Origin of the sequence: Pandoraea commovens (assembly GCF_902459615.1) — a bacterium.
Classification (GTDB): domain Bacteria; phylum Pseudomonadota; class Gammaproteobacteria; order Burkholderiales; family Burkholderiaceae; genus Pandoraea; species Pandoraea commovens.
The window spans coordinates 336,846-352,538 of sequence record NZ_CABPSA010000003.1; the positions used below are offsets into that span (position 1 = coordinate 336,846).

17 protein-coding genes and 1 tRNA gene are annotated in these 15,693 nt (G+C 59.5%); 8 read left to right on the forward strand and 10 right to left on the reverse strand.

Going from position 1 to position 15,693, the window contains the following annotated elements; all coding sequences use genetic code 11:
• Entirely contained in the window at positions 1 to 798 is a 798-nt protein-coding gene (locus PCO31010_RS11860; RefSeq protein ID WP_150664439.1) for a transporter substrate-binding domain-containing protein, read from the forward strand.
• 217 nt (positions 799 to 1,015) lie between these two features.
• The gene (locus PCO31010_RS11865; protein WP_174984657.1) at positions 1,016 to 1,435 is read left to right on the forward strand and encodes a c-type cytochrome; all 420 of its coding nucleotides are present in this window, start codon (positions 1,016 to 1,018) and stop codon (positions 1,433 to 1,435) included.
• 20 nt (positions 1,436 to 1,455) lie between these two features.
• On the opposite strand, the gene PCO31010_RS11870 is transcribed toward PCO31010_RS11865, so the two are convergent.
• Positions 1,456 to 2,964: a SulP family inorganic anion transporter gene (locus tag PCO31010_RS11870; protein ID WP_150664440.1), complete on the reverse strand. Its 1,509-nt coding sequence runs from the start codon at positions 2,962 to 2,964 to the stop codon at positions 1,456 to 1,458.
• Positions 2,965 to 3,341: 377 nt separating this feature from the next.
• On the reverse strand, positions 3,342 to 3,929 hold the full coding sequence (locus tag PCO31010_RS11875) for a superoxide dismutase (protein ID WP_373275416.1): 588 nt from the start codon (positions 3,927 to 3,929) through the stop codon (positions 3,342 to 3,344).
• A gap of 427 nt (positions 3,930 to 4,356) precedes the next feature.
• On the opposite strand from PCO31010_RS11875, the gene PCO31010_RS11880 reads away from it, so the two are divergent.
• Both PCO31010_RS11880 and PCO31010_RS11885 read left to right on the forward strand, forming a co-directional pair.
• Entirely contained in the window at positions 4,357 to 5,268 is a 912-nt protein-coding gene (locus tag PCO31010_RS11880; protein WP_150664442.1) for an alpha/beta fold hydrolase, read from the forward strand.
• 163 nt (positions 5,269 to 5,431) lie between these two features.
• Positions 5,432 to 6,286 (forward strand): EamA family transporter, encoded by an 855-nt coding sequence (locus PCO31010_RS11885; protein ID WP_150664443.1) that lies wholly within the window; start codon positions 5,432 to 5,434, stop codon positions 6,284 to 6,286.
• 28 nt (positions 6,287 to 6,314) lie between these two features.
• Here the strand turns inward: PCO31010_RS11885 and PCO31010_RS11890 are convergent, their stop codons facing one another.
• The gene (locus PCO31010_RS11890) at positions 6,315 to 6,842 is read right to left on the reverse strand and encodes an Lrp/AsnC family transcriptional regulator (protein WP_150664444.1); all 528 of its coding nucleotides are present in this window, start codon (positions 6,840 to 6,842) and stop codon (positions 6,315 to 6,317) included.
• 385 nt (positions 6,843 to 7,227) lie between these two features.
• On the opposite strand from PCO31010_RS11890, the gene PCO31010_RS11895 reads away from it, so the two are divergent.
• Complete coding sequence (locus PCO31010_RS11895) at positions 7,228 to 7,863, forward strand: hypothetical protein (RefSeq protein ID WP_246184564.1); 636 nt, start codon at positions 7,228 to 7,230, stop codon at positions 7,861 to 7,863.
• An 84-nt stretch (positions 7,864 to 7,947) separates the two neighbouring features.
• Here PCO31010_RS11895 and PCO31010_RS11900 read toward each other — a convergent pair whose 3' ends face one another.
• Both PCO31010_RS11900 and PCO31010_RS11905 read right to left on the reverse strand, forming a co-directional pair.
• Positions 7,948 to 8,994 carry a cation diffusion facilitator family transporter gene (locus PCO31010_RS11900; protein WP_150664446.1) on the reverse strand — a complete coding sequence of 349 codons (1,047 nt, stop codon included), beginning with the start codon at positions 8,992 to 8,994 and terminating at the stop codon, positions 7,948 to 7,950.
• A 133-nt stretch (positions 8,995 to 9,127) separates the two neighbouring features.
• Complete coding sequence (locus tag PCO31010_RS11905) at positions 9,128 to 10,048, reverse strand: LysR family transcriptional regulator (RefSeq protein ID WP_150664447.1); 921 nt, start codon at positions 10,046 to 10,048, stop codon at positions 9,128 to 9,130.
• Positions 10,049 to 10,207: 159 nt separating this feature from the next.
• Here PCO31010_RS11905 and PCO31010_RS11910 point away from each other — a divergent pair, with 159 nt between their 5' ends.
• Positions 10,208 to 10,972 carry an SDR family NAD(P)-dependent oxidoreductase gene (locus tag PCO31010_RS11910; protein ID WP_150664448.1) on the forward strand — a complete coding sequence of 255 codons (765 nt, stop codon included), beginning with the start codon at positions 10,208 to 10,210 and terminating at the stop codon, positions 10,970 to 10,972.
• Positions 10,973 to 11,058: 86 nt separating this feature from the next.
• Here the strand turns inward: PCO31010_RS11910 and PCO31010_RS11915 are convergent, their stop codons facing one another.
• Entirely contained in the window at positions 11,059 to 11,583 is a 525-nt protein-coding gene (locus tag PCO31010_RS11915) for a P-loop nucleotide/nucleoside kinase family protein (protein ID WP_150664449.1), read from the reverse strand.
• A 154-nt stretch (positions 11,584 to 11,737) separates the two neighbouring features.
• On the opposite strand from PCO31010_RS11915, the gene PCO31010_RS11920 reads away from it, so the two are divergent.
• On the forward strand, positions 11,738 to 12,358 hold the full coding sequence (locus tag PCO31010_RS11920; protein ID WP_150664450.1) for an LPS-assembly lipoprotein LptE: 621 nt from the start codon (positions 11,738 to 11,740) through the stop codon (positions 12,356 to 12,358).
• Positions 12,359 to 13,266: 908 nt separating this feature from the next.
• Positions 13,267 to 13,776 carry a hypothetical protein gene (locus PCO31010_RS11925; RefSeq protein ID WP_150664451.1) on the forward strand — a complete coding sequence of 170 codons (510 nt, stop codon included), beginning with the start codon at positions 13,267 to 13,269 and terminating at the stop codon, positions 13,774 to 13,776.
• Positions 13,777 to 13,854: 78 nt separating this feature from the next.
• Here PCO31010_RS11925 and PCO31010_RS11930 read toward each other — a convergent pair whose 3' ends face one another.
• From PCO31010_RS11930 to PCO31010_RS11945, 4 genes are all read right to left on the reverse strand, one after another.
• Complete coding sequence (locus tag PCO31010_RS11930) at positions 13,855 to 14,196, reverse strand: immunity protein Imm33 domain-containing protein (RefSeq protein ID WP_150664452.1); 342 nt, start codon at positions 14,194 to 14,196, stop codon at positions 13,855 to 13,857.
• Between the two features lie 113 nt (positions 14,197 to 14,309).
• The gene (locus PCO31010_RS11935) at positions 14,310 to 14,705 is read right to left on the reverse strand and encodes a helix-hairpin-helix domain-containing protein (RefSeq protein WP_217426155.1); all 396 of its coding nucleotides are present in this window, start codon (positions 14,703 to 14,705) and stop codon (positions 14,310 to 14,312) included.
• A 61-nt stretch (positions 14,706 to 14,766) separates the two neighbouring features.
• Positions 14,767 to 15,324, reverse strand: a complete 558-nt coding sequence (locus PCO31010_RS11940) for a hypothetical protein (protein ID WP_150664453.1) — start codon at positions 15,322 to 15,324, stop codon at positions 14,767 to 14,769.
• Between the two features lie 198 nt (positions 15,325 to 15,522).
• A tRNA-Leu gene (locus PCO31010_RS11945) sits at positions 15,523 to 15,607 on the reverse strand.
• Positions 15,608 to 15,693: the final 86 nt, after the last annotated feature.

Here is a 15,693-nt window from a genome sequence, read left to right on the forward strand (position 1 = left end):
ATGAAACTCAAGACGTTCTTCACCCAGGTCTGCGCCGCCGTTGCGCTTGGCGCGATGGCCCACGCAGCGCTTGCCGATCAGCTCGACGACATCAAGAAGGCGGGCAAGATTCGTGTGGCCATCGCCATGGGAACGCCGCTTTACTCGTACGCCGACGCCAATCTGAAGCCGGTCGGCTCGGACGTCGAGACGGCTGAGCTGCTCGCAAAAGACCTGGGCGTGAAGCTCGACATCGTGTCCGTGACGAACGCCGCACGCGTGCCGACGCTGCAAGCGAACCGCGCCGACCTCGTGGTGGCCGACCTGTCGATCACGCCGGAGCGTGCGCAGGTGGTCGACTTTTCGATTCCCTACGCCGTGATCTCGATCATCGTGGGTGGACCGAAGAGCATGAACATCAAGAGCTACGCCGATCTGGACGGCAAGCGCATCGGCCTCACGCGCGCGACCGTCAACGACACGCTGACCACGGCGAACGCCAAGGGCGCGCAGATCGTGCGTTACGAAGACGACGCCACGCTGATCACGTCGATGGTGACGGGTCAGGTGGACATCTTCTCGAGCACGCCGTCGAATCTCGGCGAAATGCAGAAGCGCGCACCGGCGAAGAACCTCGAACTGAAGTTCGCGCAGAAGGAGTTCGATCTGGGCATCGCGCTGAACAAGAATCAACCGGCGCTCAAGGACTGGGTCAACAACTGGGTCAAGACCAATCTGAAAAACGGCAAGCTCAACGAGATCTACAAGAAGTACCACGGCCGCGATCTGCCGGACAGCGTGACCAAGGGCGCGGTTTAAGGCTCACGGCACACGCCACACTCGCAGCACTGTCGGGCCGATAGCGTAATGCGACGGGCCGTCCTTGCCTCGGCAGGGACAGCCCGTCGCTCGCGACACGCGCGACACGATGCCGCACCGCCCCCCCTTTTGATTCACTGGCAGCGGTTCACGGAAAGGGGTAAGTTAGCGGCTTGCTTTCGTCACCGCTTCGTCTCACTTCTCCTTACTCGATCCAATGACCGCGCACGCTTGCCGCCCCGCTCTATCGCTCTCGTTCACCGCACGCCTGCGCGGCGGTCTCTTTGCGCTGACGCTGGCCGCCGTCACGGCGCCCGCCATCGCGGCGGGAGATATCGAAGCGGGCAAGGCGCTGTTCGCTTCGCGTTGCGCGTCATGTCATTCGGTCGGCCCGATGGCAGCCTCAGGCTTCGGGCCGCAACTCAACGGGCTGGCGGCCCGTCGCGCGGGCAGTCTCGCGGACTTCGATTACTCGAAGGAGATGAAGCAATCCGGCCTCCTGTGGGACGACAAGACGCTCGCCGCCTTCATCGCCAATCCCGGAAAGACCGTGCCGGGTACCAAGATGCGCTTCTGGGGCATCGGCAACGAACGCAAGGTCGCCGACCTGATCGCGTACCTCCACACGTTCAAATGACGCAGAAGCGAGGCGTCGCATCAGGCCTCGGCGAGACGCACACCTGCGCGCTCAAGCATGTGCTGATTACGTGAAGAAAGATTGACGAAACGCAGGTTCCTGCCAGCCTTCCTATAGCGCTCACGCAACGTCTCGAACGCCACGATGGCCGAGTGATCGGCCACGTGCAGATGACGGCAATCGATCACGACGTCATGCACGTCCGACAGCGGTCGGAACAGATCTTGAAAGTTGGCCGTCGATGCGAAGAACAACGTACCGTGTAGCACATACGTGCGTGCATCGACCGCTTGGCCGTCGACACCCTCTGCACCCTCCACCACTTCGGCGCGAATCTCGCGCGCATGTTGCCAGGCGAAGTTCAGCGCTGCAATCACGATGCCACACATCACGGCGACCGCAAGATCGGTGAAGACGGTGATCACCGTCACCGCGACGATCACCAGCGCGTCGTTGCGCGGCACCTTGCCCAGCACGCGTAGCGATCCCCACGCGAAGGTCTGCTGCGCGACGACGAACATTACGCCAACGAGCGCCGCAAGCGGAATCCGCTCGATCAGCGGCGACAGGAACAACACGAACAGCAGGATCATGATGCCCGCCGTCGCCCCCGAGACACGGGTGCGTCCGCCTGAGCTGAGGTTGATCATCGTCTGCCCGATCATCGCGCAGCCGCCCATGCCGCCGAACATTCCCGAGACGACGTTCGACACGCCGAGCGCGAGACATTCGCGATTGGGGCGTCCGCGCGTCTGCGTGATGTCGTCGGTCAGGTTGAACGTCAGCAGCGTCTCCAGCAAGCCCACGATGGCCATCAGCAGCGCGTACGGGAAGACGATCCGAAGCGTCTCCAGCGTAAGCGGCACTTGCGGCAGATGCAGCGTCGGGAACGCGCCCGCGATGTGAGCCATGTCGCCGAGCGTGCGCGTCGGAAGGTTCAGCAGTTGGCTGAGCACTCCGACGCCGACGATGGCCACGAGCGCGGGTGGCACCGCCTTCGTCAAGCGCGGCAGTACGTAGACGATCAGCATCGTCAGCGCGACCAGTGCACACATGATCGCGAGCGGCGCGCCGTGCAACCACACAGTGCCCTGCGGCGTCGCCTGCTTGAAGTGTTCGAGCTGCGCCATGGCGATGATGATCGCGAGTCCGTTCACGAAGCCGATCATCACCGGGTGCGGCACCATGCGAATCAGCTTGCCGAGCCGCAGCAGGCCGAACAGCATCATCAGCAACCCACCGAGCACCACGGTCGCGAGCAAATACTGCACGCCGTGCTCGACGACGAGTGCGACGATCACCACGGCCATCGACCCGGCCGCACCGGAGATCATGCCGGGACGTCCACCAAAGATGGCCGTGAGCGCACAAATGATGAAAGCACCGTAAAGGCCCATCAGCGGGTTGACCTGCGCGACCAGCGCGAAGGCGATGCACTCGGGCACCAGCGCAAAGGCGGTGGTGAGCCCGGCAAGCACGTTACCGGGGAGGTTCGGGAGCCACTGTTCCCGAAGCGTTTGAGACTTCATGAATGACGTTGAAGCGGAGATGCAGCGAATTGCAGCGGAGGCGCATTTTACCAGCCGGATGATTTTCGCCTTGATGGGCATGTTGCACGGGGCCTTTGAAACGCACTTGTATTTGTCTCAGTTTCGCCGCGAGACCATAACTCGGATACTTCATTCAACGGCTCACGCAACACCGCAACGAGCCCCACCCAAGGAGAAACACCATGCCCCTGCTGCCCCTGCTCGCCGAAGGCGCTCTGTACCTCGCTGGCCTCGTCTGCGCCGCATCGCCCTTCTGGCAATAACCGCCCGACGGCCAACGCAAATAAAGAAAGCCCTGACACGTCAGGGCTCTCTCTATTTGCGGCGGAAGCATCGTGCGCGGCTGAATCCCGATCTCAGATCCGCGCGTAATTGGCCGAGGCGAACGTCCAGTTCAGCTTCTTCGCAATCGTCTCCGCCAGATAGTCGGGACGACGATTCTGGTAGTCGAGGTAATACGCGTGCTCCCAGACATCGACCGTCAGCAGCGGCAACTGACCGCTACGCGTGAACGGCGTCTCGGCGTTGCCCGTCTTCACGACAGCCAGTTCGCCCTTGTCGACGACGAGCCATCCCCAGCCGCTACCGAACTGCGATGCGCTGACCGTCAGCAATTGCTTCGACAGCGCCTCCGTTGAGCCGAACTTGCCGACGATGGCGCGGGCGAGACGCTCGTCCGGCGTGGTTTGTACGGGGCTGAGCGACTTCCAGTAGAAGTTGTGATTCCAGGCTTGCGCGGCGTTGTTGAAGATGTCCTCCATATCCTCGCGGCCGTGCGACTTCAGGATGAGCTGTTCGAGCGTTGCGGTGGCGAGCGGCGTGTCGGCGAGCAGCTTATGCAGATTCGTGAAGTACGCCTGATGATGCTTGCCATAGTGAATGCCGACGGTGCGTGCCGAGATCACGGGCTCCAGCGCGTCCTGCGCGTAGGGCAGATTCGGCAGCGATTGCGGCGACGCGCCCAGATAGGCGAGTAGCGCCGCCTCGTCAATCGTCTTGCCTTGCGACTTGGCGGTCTTCTGCGAAGACGTCGCAGCAAAACCAAGATTCGACATGACGAGTGCGGCACCGCCGAGCGAACCGCTGGCGAGCATCTGACGGCGAGACAGGAGCGTGTTGGACATAGTCATTTCCAGTTCGTTTTGGGGGGATCGAGAGCGCAGTTGCGAGCGCCGTCTCACTCACATAACGTCGGAGGACTTCGACTTATTCCATCCATTGAAAAAGAAACCCCGTGGCAACCCACTGTCGGCGCGGACTTCGCACAATCCAAATAAAGTGTGAGAACATCCGCGCCATCCGCATCATCGGCACCACTGGCACGACCCGCACCTGCAGCAGATCGATCCGATCCATCCACGGGAGTCAGAAATGCGAAAGTTGCTTTCGTTTGTGTTGTTGCTTGCGTCCCTCCATGCCTTGCCGGCGTTCGCCGACAAATTCTCGTTTCCTCCGGATTTCAAACAGCAGACCATCGCCACCAATGGCGCGAAGATCTACGTGCGCGTCGGCGGCCACGGACCGGCGGTCGTGCTGCTGCACGGATACGGCGAGACGGGCGACATGTGGGCACCGCTGGCTGCGAGGCTGGCAAAGACTCACACCGTCGTCGTGCCCGATCTTCGCGGTATGGGCTTGTCCGATCATCCGGCGAACGGTTACGACAAGAAGAACGAAGCGCGTGATATCGCGGGCGTTCTGGATACGCTCAAGATCGGCAAAGTGGATGTCGTCGCGCACGACATCGGCAACATGGTGGCGTATGCCTTCGCCGCCGAGCAGCCCGACCGGGTGACGAAACTGGTGCTGATGGACGCACCGATTCCCGGCGTCGGCCCGTGGGAAGAGATCCTGAAGAATCCGCTGCTTTGGCACTTCCGCTTTGGTGGCCCGGATATGGAACGTCTCGTGAAAGGCCGCGAACGCATTTACCTCGACCGCTTCTGGAACGAGTTCTCCGCGGATCCGAAGCATTTCGATGAAGCGTCGCGTCGGCATTACACACGCTTCTACGCCCTGCCCGGTGCGATGCACTCCGGCTTCGAGCAATTCCACGCCTTCGATCAGGACGCCATCGACAACAAGGCCTTCCTCGCCAAAGGACCGCTCCCCATGCCGGTGCTGGCCATTGGCGGCGAGAAGTCTTTTGCGACGATGATGGCGACGGTCGCGAGTGCTGCGGCGACCAACGTCAAGGGCGCGGTCATCCCGAATGCCGGACATTGGCTGATGGAGGAGCAACCGGACGCGACGATGACGGCGATTACCGAATTTCTTCAGTAAGCGCCTTTGCACTGCATCATCGATGCCCGCACACGACGCGTGAGTTTTTGCATCGTCTGACGTCGAAATTCGGGTAAATCACTCGGATACGCAGCACTTGCGAGGCGATAAATCAGGAGAGGAAATTAGAATTTCCTCTCCTTCGTCATTGCAACCGACTCAGATGTTCAACCACCGGAATGTGCCATTCGCCGCCGCGTTCGCGGGCATGGTCTCCGTCCAGACCGGCGCAGCATTTGCCAAAACGCTGTTTCCCCTCGTCGGCAGTGAAGGCGTTGCCGCGCTGCGCCTCGGCCTGTCGTCTCTCGTTCTTGTCGTCGCGCTTAAGCCCTGGCGATTGAATTTCCGAGACGCGGGTATTTCGTGGCTGACGATGCTCACCTACGGCATCACGCTGGCGTTGATGAATCTGCTCATCTATCGCGCGTTCGCGTACATCCCCGTCAGCGTCGCTATCTCCATCGAAGTCATGGGGCCATTGTGCGCGGCCTTGCTGACGTCTCGACGCGCGTCCGACCTTGTCTGGATTGCGCTGGCCGCGCTCGGCATGGTCGGGCTTGCGATTGGCGACATCAAAGGCGAGATAGATGTCCGGGGCGTCGCGTTTTCGCTGGCGGCCGCCTTGTTCTGGGGGATCTACGTGCTCGTGGGACGTAGAGCGTCGGCCGGTGGCGGGCAATCGGTTGCGGTCGGCATGACGATTGCTGCGGTGATTGCCGTGCCGCTGGGGGTGGCGCAGGCGGGCACGGCGCTCGCGTCCACACACGTGCTGCTGGTCGGCTTCAGCGTGGCCGTGCTGTCGAGCATGCTGCCGTTTCTGCTGGACATCTACGCGATGCGCCGTTTGCCCGCGCGGGTGTTCGGCGTGCTGCTGAGCGGCTCGCCCGCCGTCAGCGCCATCGCCGGGTGGCTCGTCCTGAACGAGACGCTGACGCCGACGCAGTGCGCCGGGATCGCGTGCGTCGTCGCCGCATGTGCGGGGTGTGCGTTGTTTTCGCGGCCACGCGCCGAAGCGTGACGTCGTTGCGTTGGTCCTTGCGCTATCGTCAGATCAGATCGAAGAGCGGAAGCTTCAGACCGGTCTTCACCTGATCGAGCACGATGAGCGTCCGGTAGGTGAGGATGTCCGGGTTGTCGGCGAAGTGCTGGCGGACAAGCTGTTCGAAATGCGGGATGTCGCGGGAAATCATGATGATGATGAACGAGACGCCGCCGTTGACGAAATAGCACTGTTGAATTTCGTCGACGTTGCGGAAGTAGCGCTTCGCGCGATCCATCACGATGCTTCGATCCTCGACCAGTCGCGACTCGATGACGGCCGTCACAGGATTGCCGATCATGGCGGGATTGAGCACGGCGACGTTGTCCCGGATGACGCCGCGTGCCTCCAGCCGACTAATGCGCCGCTGCACTGAGGCCGTGGAAAGCCCCACCTGCTCGGCGATGGCCGCGTGCGATAGCCGGTTGTTCGTCTGAAGCAGGTCGAGGATGTTCAGGTCGAACCGGTCGAGATCGGCTTTCTCGGCGCTTTTGTCGGCGCTTTTGTCGGCGATTTTGTCGGTTTTATTTCTCATTTACCGGGAATGTGACGAAAGGGGTTCGGCGCTCGCGGGCGACCGGTTCGCCATTCTACGACGCGCGTCGGCCCGCGTCGGGAGCCGGGGAAAGCCGTCGCCCTCGACGTCCGAGGCGGTCCGCCACGGCCTTGTTGTACCCCGACAACGTATCCTCACAGCCGATCAGACTGTCACGGACCGCGTGCTAGGATCGCGCCACAAAATCAGAACGTCACCTGAAACAGGGGCGCAAGATCACGCCGGGGAAGTAGTGAAGTCTGTCCATCGATCATCGCAGGCACGTCAACGTGTTGCACCGTCGGACGACGGTCGCCGATAAACACCGCCTCCTCGACGTCCCTCTCATCCATTTTGAAAGTTAGGCAACATGAATTGCAAGGCAATGGCTTTTGCCGTGGCGATGCTCGCGAGCGCCGCGCACGCGCAAGCCATCGAGGTGTATGGCGCGGTGGGTACGGAAGGTCTCGGCATTGGTGCCGGTGTCGGTGTGACGAATCACCTCGGGGTGCGCGCCGATGTGAATGGTCTGGCGCTGTCGCATAGCTTCACGGCGGGTCAGGTTCGCTACGACGGCCGCGCGCGTTTCGTGCACGGCGGCGTCTACGCCGACTTCTTCCCCGCTCCGGCGACGGTTCCGTTTCGTCTGACGGCGGGGATGCTGGTCGGCGACGACCATGTCGATCTCGTCGGCCATGCCGAGCAAAGCACGTACGTCTATCGAGGTGTCGCGTATCCGACCGCGGGTCAATCGGTGAACGGGCGCATCAAGTTGCCGACCGTGCGACCGTATGTCGGCATCGGCTTCGGTCATAGCCCGCTGGCGACGCCGGGCTGGTCGATGTCGTTCGACGCAGGTATCGCCTACGGCAAACCGACCGTGGAACTCGACGTCCCGCCGCTCATCACGGCTATCGTGGGACAAGCCACTGTCGACGATCAGCGTGAGCAGCTTCAGGACAAGGCCAACAAGCTCAAGTTCTACCCAATCGTGAAAGTCGGTGTGACGTACAAGTGGTAACAGGGGTGACGGAGTCGACTGGCGGCAGCGCAGGCTCGCGCGCAGCGTAACGCGGGCTCGGGTCGCCGCGCGGCCTTATTTCCGTCAGTGCGAGTGGCCGTGATCCTCATGGGAGGACTTGGCAGGCGATGACGCCGACGAGGCTGAAGCACCGTCGCAATCTGCACCGCCGTGGCCATCCGCACATTCCGCGTCTTCGATCTGAATCGTGGCGTGTTCGATGTTGAAGCGTGTGGCGAGCCGCTGCTGCACGGCAGTCATGGCGTCGCGCGCACTCACTCCGGATGCTGGCACGGCGTGTAGCGTGATCATGTGGCGCTCACCGGTAATCGACCACGCGTGAATGTGATGCACGCCCTGCACTTCCACCACGGTTGTCTCCAGATCGGCTTTGATCTCCGTCGGGTTGAGCGAATCGGGGGTGCCTTCGAGCAGGATATGCGCGGAGGACTTCACGATGCCCCACGCACTTTTCAGAATGATCACGGCGACGAAGATCGACAGCAGCGGGTCGATGGGTGTCCAGCCCGTGAGGAGAATCACGCCAGCGGCGACGATGGCCGCCGCCGACCCGAGCATATCGCCCATCACGTGCAACCACGCGCCGCGCATATTGAGGTTTTCTCGATTGCCCCCGTGCAAGACCATGAAGGCGGCAATATTGGCGAGCAGCCCGGCGACCGCGACGATGAGCATCGTCATGCCGACGACCGGCACCGGTGCGAAAAACCGTCTTATCGCTTCGATCACGATCCATCCGGCGATGACGAAAAGCGCGCAGCCGTTCACGAACGCGGCGAGGACTTCGAGACGTTTGTATCCGTAGGTCAGTTGCAACGTCGCGGGGCGTTTTCCGTAGTGAATCGCGATCCAGCTGAAGGCAAGCGCGGCGGCGTCGCTGACCATGTGTCCGGCGTCGGCCAGCAGCGCAAGCGAGCCGGACAACAACCCGCCGACCACCTCGACAACCATGAAGATCGCAATGATGACGAACGCGATCCCAAGCCGCTTCTGATCTGTGACGCCACTGGTATGGCTATGACCGGCATGACCGTGCCCGGCGTGGCTGTGTGAATGAGCGTGCCCGTGGTGATGCCCATGATCATGAGCGTCGTTCGGTGAGTGCGACATGGCAAACCTCGCGTCGAGATGAGAGGATTTTAATCCTGCGGCGAAGACTTCGTCGTCAACGACCTTTCAAGATCACGCCTGTCATGAATTGATGCAGATCGCGAAAATCCCGAACGCGCCTGCCGGAATGAAATCATTCGTGTGGCCAGCGCCACGTCGGTTCACTCAGATGCTCGGCGAAGTAGTCCGACAATGCGCTGACCTTCGCTGGCCTCGCGCGTGCCGACGGCGTAACGAAGTACAGCCCTCCCTTCGTCAACGACCAGCCGGTGAGAATCGCTTCGAGCCGCCCATCGCTCAGATATTCGGCTGCGATGAATTCCGGCAACTCGGAGATGGCGAGTCCCTCGAGCAGCATCGGCAGTAGCGCATCGGAATTGGTCACACGAAGCGGCCCGACCGGTGTCACCAGTTCTTCGTCTCCCGCATCGTTGGTGAAGCGCCAGACGTCGCTGCGCGCACGATAGGCGTACGACATGCAAGGCCGGTCCACCAACTCGCGCGGATGCGCCGGTCGACCTTCGCGCTTCAGATACGTCGGCGATGCGACGACGAATTGCGTCACCGCGCACAAGCGCCGGGCGACGAGCGACGAATCCGGCAGCGCGGCAATACGCAGCGCTGCATCGAATCCATCCGCCACCAGATCGACGGTCGAATCGGCCAGATGCAGGTCGACCTGGACGTCCGGATAGCGCCGGAAGAACTCTGGCAATAACGGCGCGACCCAACGCAGCCCGAACGACATCGGCACAGCCAGTCGCACCAGCCCGCGAGGCTGTACCGACATCTCACGGGCAGCGCCCTCGGCCGCCTCAGCCTGCCGGTAGATCTCGCCAGCTTTCTCGCACAACGTCCGACCGAACTCGGTCAGCGCAAGTTGACGCGACGTGCGATTGAGCAGCCGCGCGCCCAAGCGGTCCTCCAGACGCGCAACGCCGCGCGACACGGTGGCGACCGACACCCCCATCTCGCGCGCCGCAGCCGCGAAAGACCCCTCCTCGGCGACTTTGGCAAACATCGCGAGTCCTTCGAAATCAGGCAGTTTCGACACGATCACCCATCATTTCAAATTTGCAACGTTGATTTGCAATTGATTCTATTTCGAAAAAGTCGGCGCGTCGATATTCTCATCACATCGCAACCGACAACGCGCTGCGAACGCCGGACACCGGCCCGACCAACACACTGAATCGAACGAAGGGGCAATACCATGGCACGCAAACTCGACAACAAGATCGCGCTCGTTACCGGCGCAACCAGCGGCATCGGCCTGGCTACGGCACAACGCTTTGCCGCCGAAGGCGCGCACGTCTATCTGACCGGACGCCGTCAGGCCGAACTCGATGCAGCCGTCGCGTCGATCCGTGAAGTCGGCGGCAAGGCCACCGGTCTTCGCGTCGACTCGACGAAACTGGAAGAACTCGATTCGCTGTACAAGCAAATCGGCGAAGCCCACGGCCGTCTCGACGTGTTGTTTGCCAACGCTGGCGGCGGCTCGATGCTCGCACTCGGCGACATCACCGAAGCCCACTTCGATGAGACGTTCGACCGTAACGTGAAGGCTGTTCTGTTCACGGTGCAGAAGGCGCTGCCGTTGCTGGCAGACGGTGCATCGGTGATCCTGACGGGTTCGACGGCCGGTAGCTCGGGTACCGCAGCGTTCAGCGTGTACTCGGCCTCGAAGGCGGCGGTGCGCGCGTTTGCCCGCAGTTGGATTCTTGACCTGAAGTCACGCCGCATCCGTGTGAACACGATCAGCCCGGGCGCAACGCGCACCCCCGGCCTGCTTGATCTCGCAGGCGACGACGCAGCGCAACGTCAGGGGTTGGCCGACTACCTTGCCGCACAGATCCCGCTGGCGCGTCTCGGCGAAGCGACGGAAATCGCCAGCGCCGCGCTGTTCCTTGCGTCGGACGATGCGAGTTTCGTGAACGGTGCGGAGTTGTTCGTTGATGGTGGTCAGCAGCAGATCTGACAAAAGAGTGCTTACGTTGCACTCCGAATTATCCGCAGTATTCGGCATTGGCGTGGCTAGAACCAGGGGCCGACACGAATTCCGGATTACTGCGGCCGATTCTGCACTTGAAGGGTCGTTAACCGGTTGACAATGCAGTCCACCGCCTGACGTACGGAAACGCGGGCGGTGTCGATAACAAGGTGTTCGACGTCCCACGGATCGTACTGGCGTTCAATGACGCGCTTCCACGTGGGCAACTTGTGGCCGGGAATGTCGGCTTGTCGTGCCTCCACTCGCTGACGGTGCACTGACGCGTCGGAACAAATCAGTTCGATTTCCGGAATGCCTACCCCCATTTCCGTCGCCACTGATCGCCATGCATCCCGAGTCAATTGCAGTGCATTGACGGAATCGGCAATCACGGTCAGGCCGGAACTAAGGTTGTCTTCGGCCACCGCGTATCCTGCCATGTAGCCAGCGGGGCCGATATCCACGCCGCTATCGACCGAGCCGATAAACGCCTGCTCAAGCGTATCGATACGGATGTAAGCCGCAGCAAGCGCACGCGCGAGTTCCTTGGCAACAGTCGTTTTTCCAGTACCGGGGAGTCCGGCAAAGACAATCAACATTTCAGGCTCAATGTCTGGCAATGACGCTTGATTATCAAGGATTCAAGCTGACCTCGCGAATATCCCTAGGCGGCAGCTGGCTGGCGTTGCAAGGCTCAAGATTTCATATCCCGTGCCGATATAGCGTCAGTTAAACCATTATTTCGAGGGATTTATGCTGCGCTTTGCATTTGCACTGCTGTTCGCCGGCCTGCTTTCAGGTTGCAACTCGACGCTACATGTCGAAAAGCCGGATCCGAAAACCGGCCTTTATGCAACAAATAATGTATTGAAGTCTGATGACGTTCGCATAGCAGAGAAGTTTGATCCGGCATACGCCCAGATGGTCTATCTGAAAATCAACGCAGAAACGCCGAACCCGCGCTTTGTAGATTTCTTTGTTTCGGCTCTCCGAGAAACGAACACTTTCAAGAAGGTCGTGACAAAGGATGACTTGCAAGCCATTGTTATTGAACGCAACCTCGGCAGTAAGGTTCCGAGTGTGTCGGATCTCGTCGGACTCAATAACCTGAGTAAAGAGATCGGCCCTTTCCTGATCGTTGAGCCCAATGTGCTCTTCAAGGGGGGCTACAACTTCCAGGGAACGCTGAAGGCGATTGACGCCAGCACCGGAAAAACCGTTCTGCTGATAGACCGAACCGCCTTCAACATGGCTGGACTTGATGATCCGCTGTTGCACCCGATGCTCAATGGATTCGTCAATTGGACACGCAATCAGCCGCTCGCGCCGGAAACGCCAACGACCGCGCAACAGTCCAGCCCTGCAAAGCTTTAACGGTTTCGACACACGCCTAGTGTTGGCTGACGAGGTGACGTTCAACTGTCAGCGTTAGTCCCCGGCCAGCGTCGCCTCCTGGCCGGGAAGGGGCATTATCGGTGCACGTTTGGTGCACAGATACGAGAGTTTTCGCCGAAGGGGCATAGCCGTCGTGGATGACCGATTCCAACCCTAAGCGGACGTTGCCGATCTCGCAAAGCTCTCGCTCAACTACGGTGTACTGGGGAGCGCACTTAGACCTTCGCCTGATTACCGGTTAAGTTGCAAGCTGTATGACGGCCGATCCGAATCCTCCCTTGGGATCAAAACCAGCCCAGACCGCCCCCCAGGAATATGTGCCAACAAATAGGCTTTTGCTGGCAAGCCACGCGCTGATGCTCTGTGCTCGGAGGCGCTCTTGATGCTCAGAGAATGTGGACCAGCTATCACCAAACTTGGGGTTCGCGTCTGATAGTGAAAGTTGCCCAAGCTTCCCTGCACGGAATCCCAAGGCAATGGCAACAAGAATTTCACCATCTTGAAACGTTGGAAGCTGATACCAAACCCACGTCGTACCCATATCTCTACGCGAGCAACTGATGTCCGCAACTCCCGCTTCTGTGAGCGAAGGCGAGATGGTGACGCCAACTGGGTGGTGGAGACTAAATGCCCGGCTATCCATCTGCTCATCCTGACAACATGGCTTGAGAGGCTTCGATTGTCGACGATCTGAGTGGCCATGTCGAACGGCCGGTTGTGGCCGGTGATCTGCGTCTTCTTTCGACCCGAGGGGGACCTTCAGATTTGCCGAAAGTTGCCATTCACATTGCTTATAGGCCGCTCCGGCGTATGAGATCGGTCGAGGCGATCATTCAACACTCTAATTCGCTGGAGCGAGTCAGAGTAATCTTGCAGTGGGAATCCTCTTGAAAACAATCGCAAAGCGCTTCCTATTAGCGTTGATCGCCCTGATGGCTTGCGTTCGCTGTGGAGTTGCGTTGGCAGAAACCCCGTCCGGCCAGACCTTTTCCCCTGATGCAAAAATCCAGAAAATCGCGGAAGCGTACTCGCTAGACGCCGTTGACTTCTCCGCGAAACAGTTTGGAATAAAACTCGACTGGTCGGACGCGAGTATTGCAAGTGTCGAAAAGGTCTTGGCGCAAATGAGTTCATCCTACGTCAGCACTAGTCCCAAGCCAACGGACGCGCAAGTCATGTCATTTGCGAAAGCCTATGGAAGTTACGTCGGAGAAGTGTATCGCCGCAATCATGGTGGCGAATGGGGTATGGTCACCCTCGGCGAAAGCCGATTCCCGGGTTTTCGAACTACCACAAGTTCCAGTTTCTGGCCATGGAGACGGGTGTTCAATCGGATCACCAAGGGGACGGAGGACAATATCACCGACTACTACGCGGCCCTGTTGAAGAAAAGGTAGCTGACGGCGCATCCAGTCAACTTGGCCGTGAAGGTGTCAATGAATCAAGGCACGAAATTGACCGTCCGTTCCTATCCGTCACGAGCGTTCAGTGACCAGCAACTCACCATCGAACCAGACATCCTCATAGTCGGGCGCAAGCAATACACGCCATCCCGGCGGCAGTGCCAAGTAAGGGACAATGTTCGGACAACGCTCGATCAAGTGGGCGACATGGAGCGGCTGATAGAAGTCCGCGTCCGATGAGTAGTCACCGCCGTAAATATACCAACCGCACGTACCGTTTTCCGGGGTTAGCCGAACCGCGTGAAGCGGCACACCCTCAAGAGATCCAAGCGCGATCCCTACCTTCTGGCTCGCCTCTGGCGGCATGTATTCTGCACCGAATCGGTGGCAAACGGTTCGTTGATCGTTGGACATGGTTGCGCAATATATTTAGCTCGTCCCGATTGTCGCCAATTCTGCGGGATTTGTTGGATGTCCCTAATTGGCCGAGATCTGCCTGACGCGGTTAGTCGAAATGAATTCAATGGTTAGGTGCGCTGGACTTCGTGGTTGCGCTTTATGTCTGTTGCAATCTCCCACGCCTTAGTTCTTAAAGCATCTATCTCATCGTTCAGTTCAACGTACCCGGGTTTCCCGGTGGGATGCCCCTCTATAGCGCTCTGTGGCGCAACAAAGTCATTGAACGAGCCCATACCTCCGTACGCTTGAAGCAAATATTCAATACCGGAGTAATCCGCATTTTCTAAACGAGCTTTGGCACGAAGCAACCAAGCGCGCCAGTGCCGTCCGCCGTTGATTTCAAGTAGATCGGCGAGTTTGGCCAACACCTCAATAAGCTCTTGCCCGTTGGGTCCCATATTTGCCTCCATCCGTTCAACGCCGCTCTTGATAATGTCGAATTGTCGACGATCTGGTCGGGTCACGTCGACTGACCGAAATTGGCCGACTTCAGCCAGTCGCGCATCCTGGAGGCACACACTTGGACTAAGTCCCGCGACCCCGCAAGGCATGCCGGATAGCTGTCGATATCTCTAGAACATCTTTGCGTGCCGGTGCGCCATTCCATACCACGAGCCAACCCACTAGACACACGCCTGCCCCCCATACCAGCAGGAATCCGGTGACTGTCAGCGCATTGAGCAGACTGGATGCTTGTGTAAAAGCTTGATAGAGGCCACCGAACAGCCCACCGAAGAGCATAACGCCCACCAATACCAAGATCACTGCGGTAATGAAGCGGCTATAACCTGAAGACATAAACGATCCGACGAGTAACGACCCCTCGCCGCTTGTCAGTAAGCGCCCTCGGAACCGCGTGCCATTTCCTCGTATGAAGACATGCGAGATGCGCAACTCGATAGTGTCGGTACTCACAGAGCCCAACAAGGAATTTTTGTCAGGACGCCATTCGGTGAGCATTTGCAACTGAGCGAGCGCCTGCGCACAAGGCAAAGGACTTTGAACGTCGAACGGCTCGCCATCGAATACCTTCGAAAGGAGCCTTGCTGCCCCTTTTGGGACGAGGAGCGTCAGGACTTCCATCTGGCTTCAAACAGTTGAGAGTTCGCAAACCTTTTGGTGCAAATTTGGGTGCAAATCTGGTGCACTGACAAGCGAAAATAGCTTTCTTGGGCTACCTTTTACTACGCTACTGCACAGCTACTGAAACAGAACATCCAATACAAACCCCTGAAACAATAGGGATTACTGTGTTTGGCTTGATGTGGCTCGAAGCCTTAGTGGTACCGGGGACCGGACTTGAACCGGCAAGCCCGAAGGCGGCGGATTTTAAGTCCGCTATGTTTACCAATTTCATCACCCCGGCAAGGGCACGCATTCTAACATCCCCCACCGAGATACGTCAGTTGGGTATCATGGGGGTATGCACGCACTGTGCGCGTCAACGGAGAT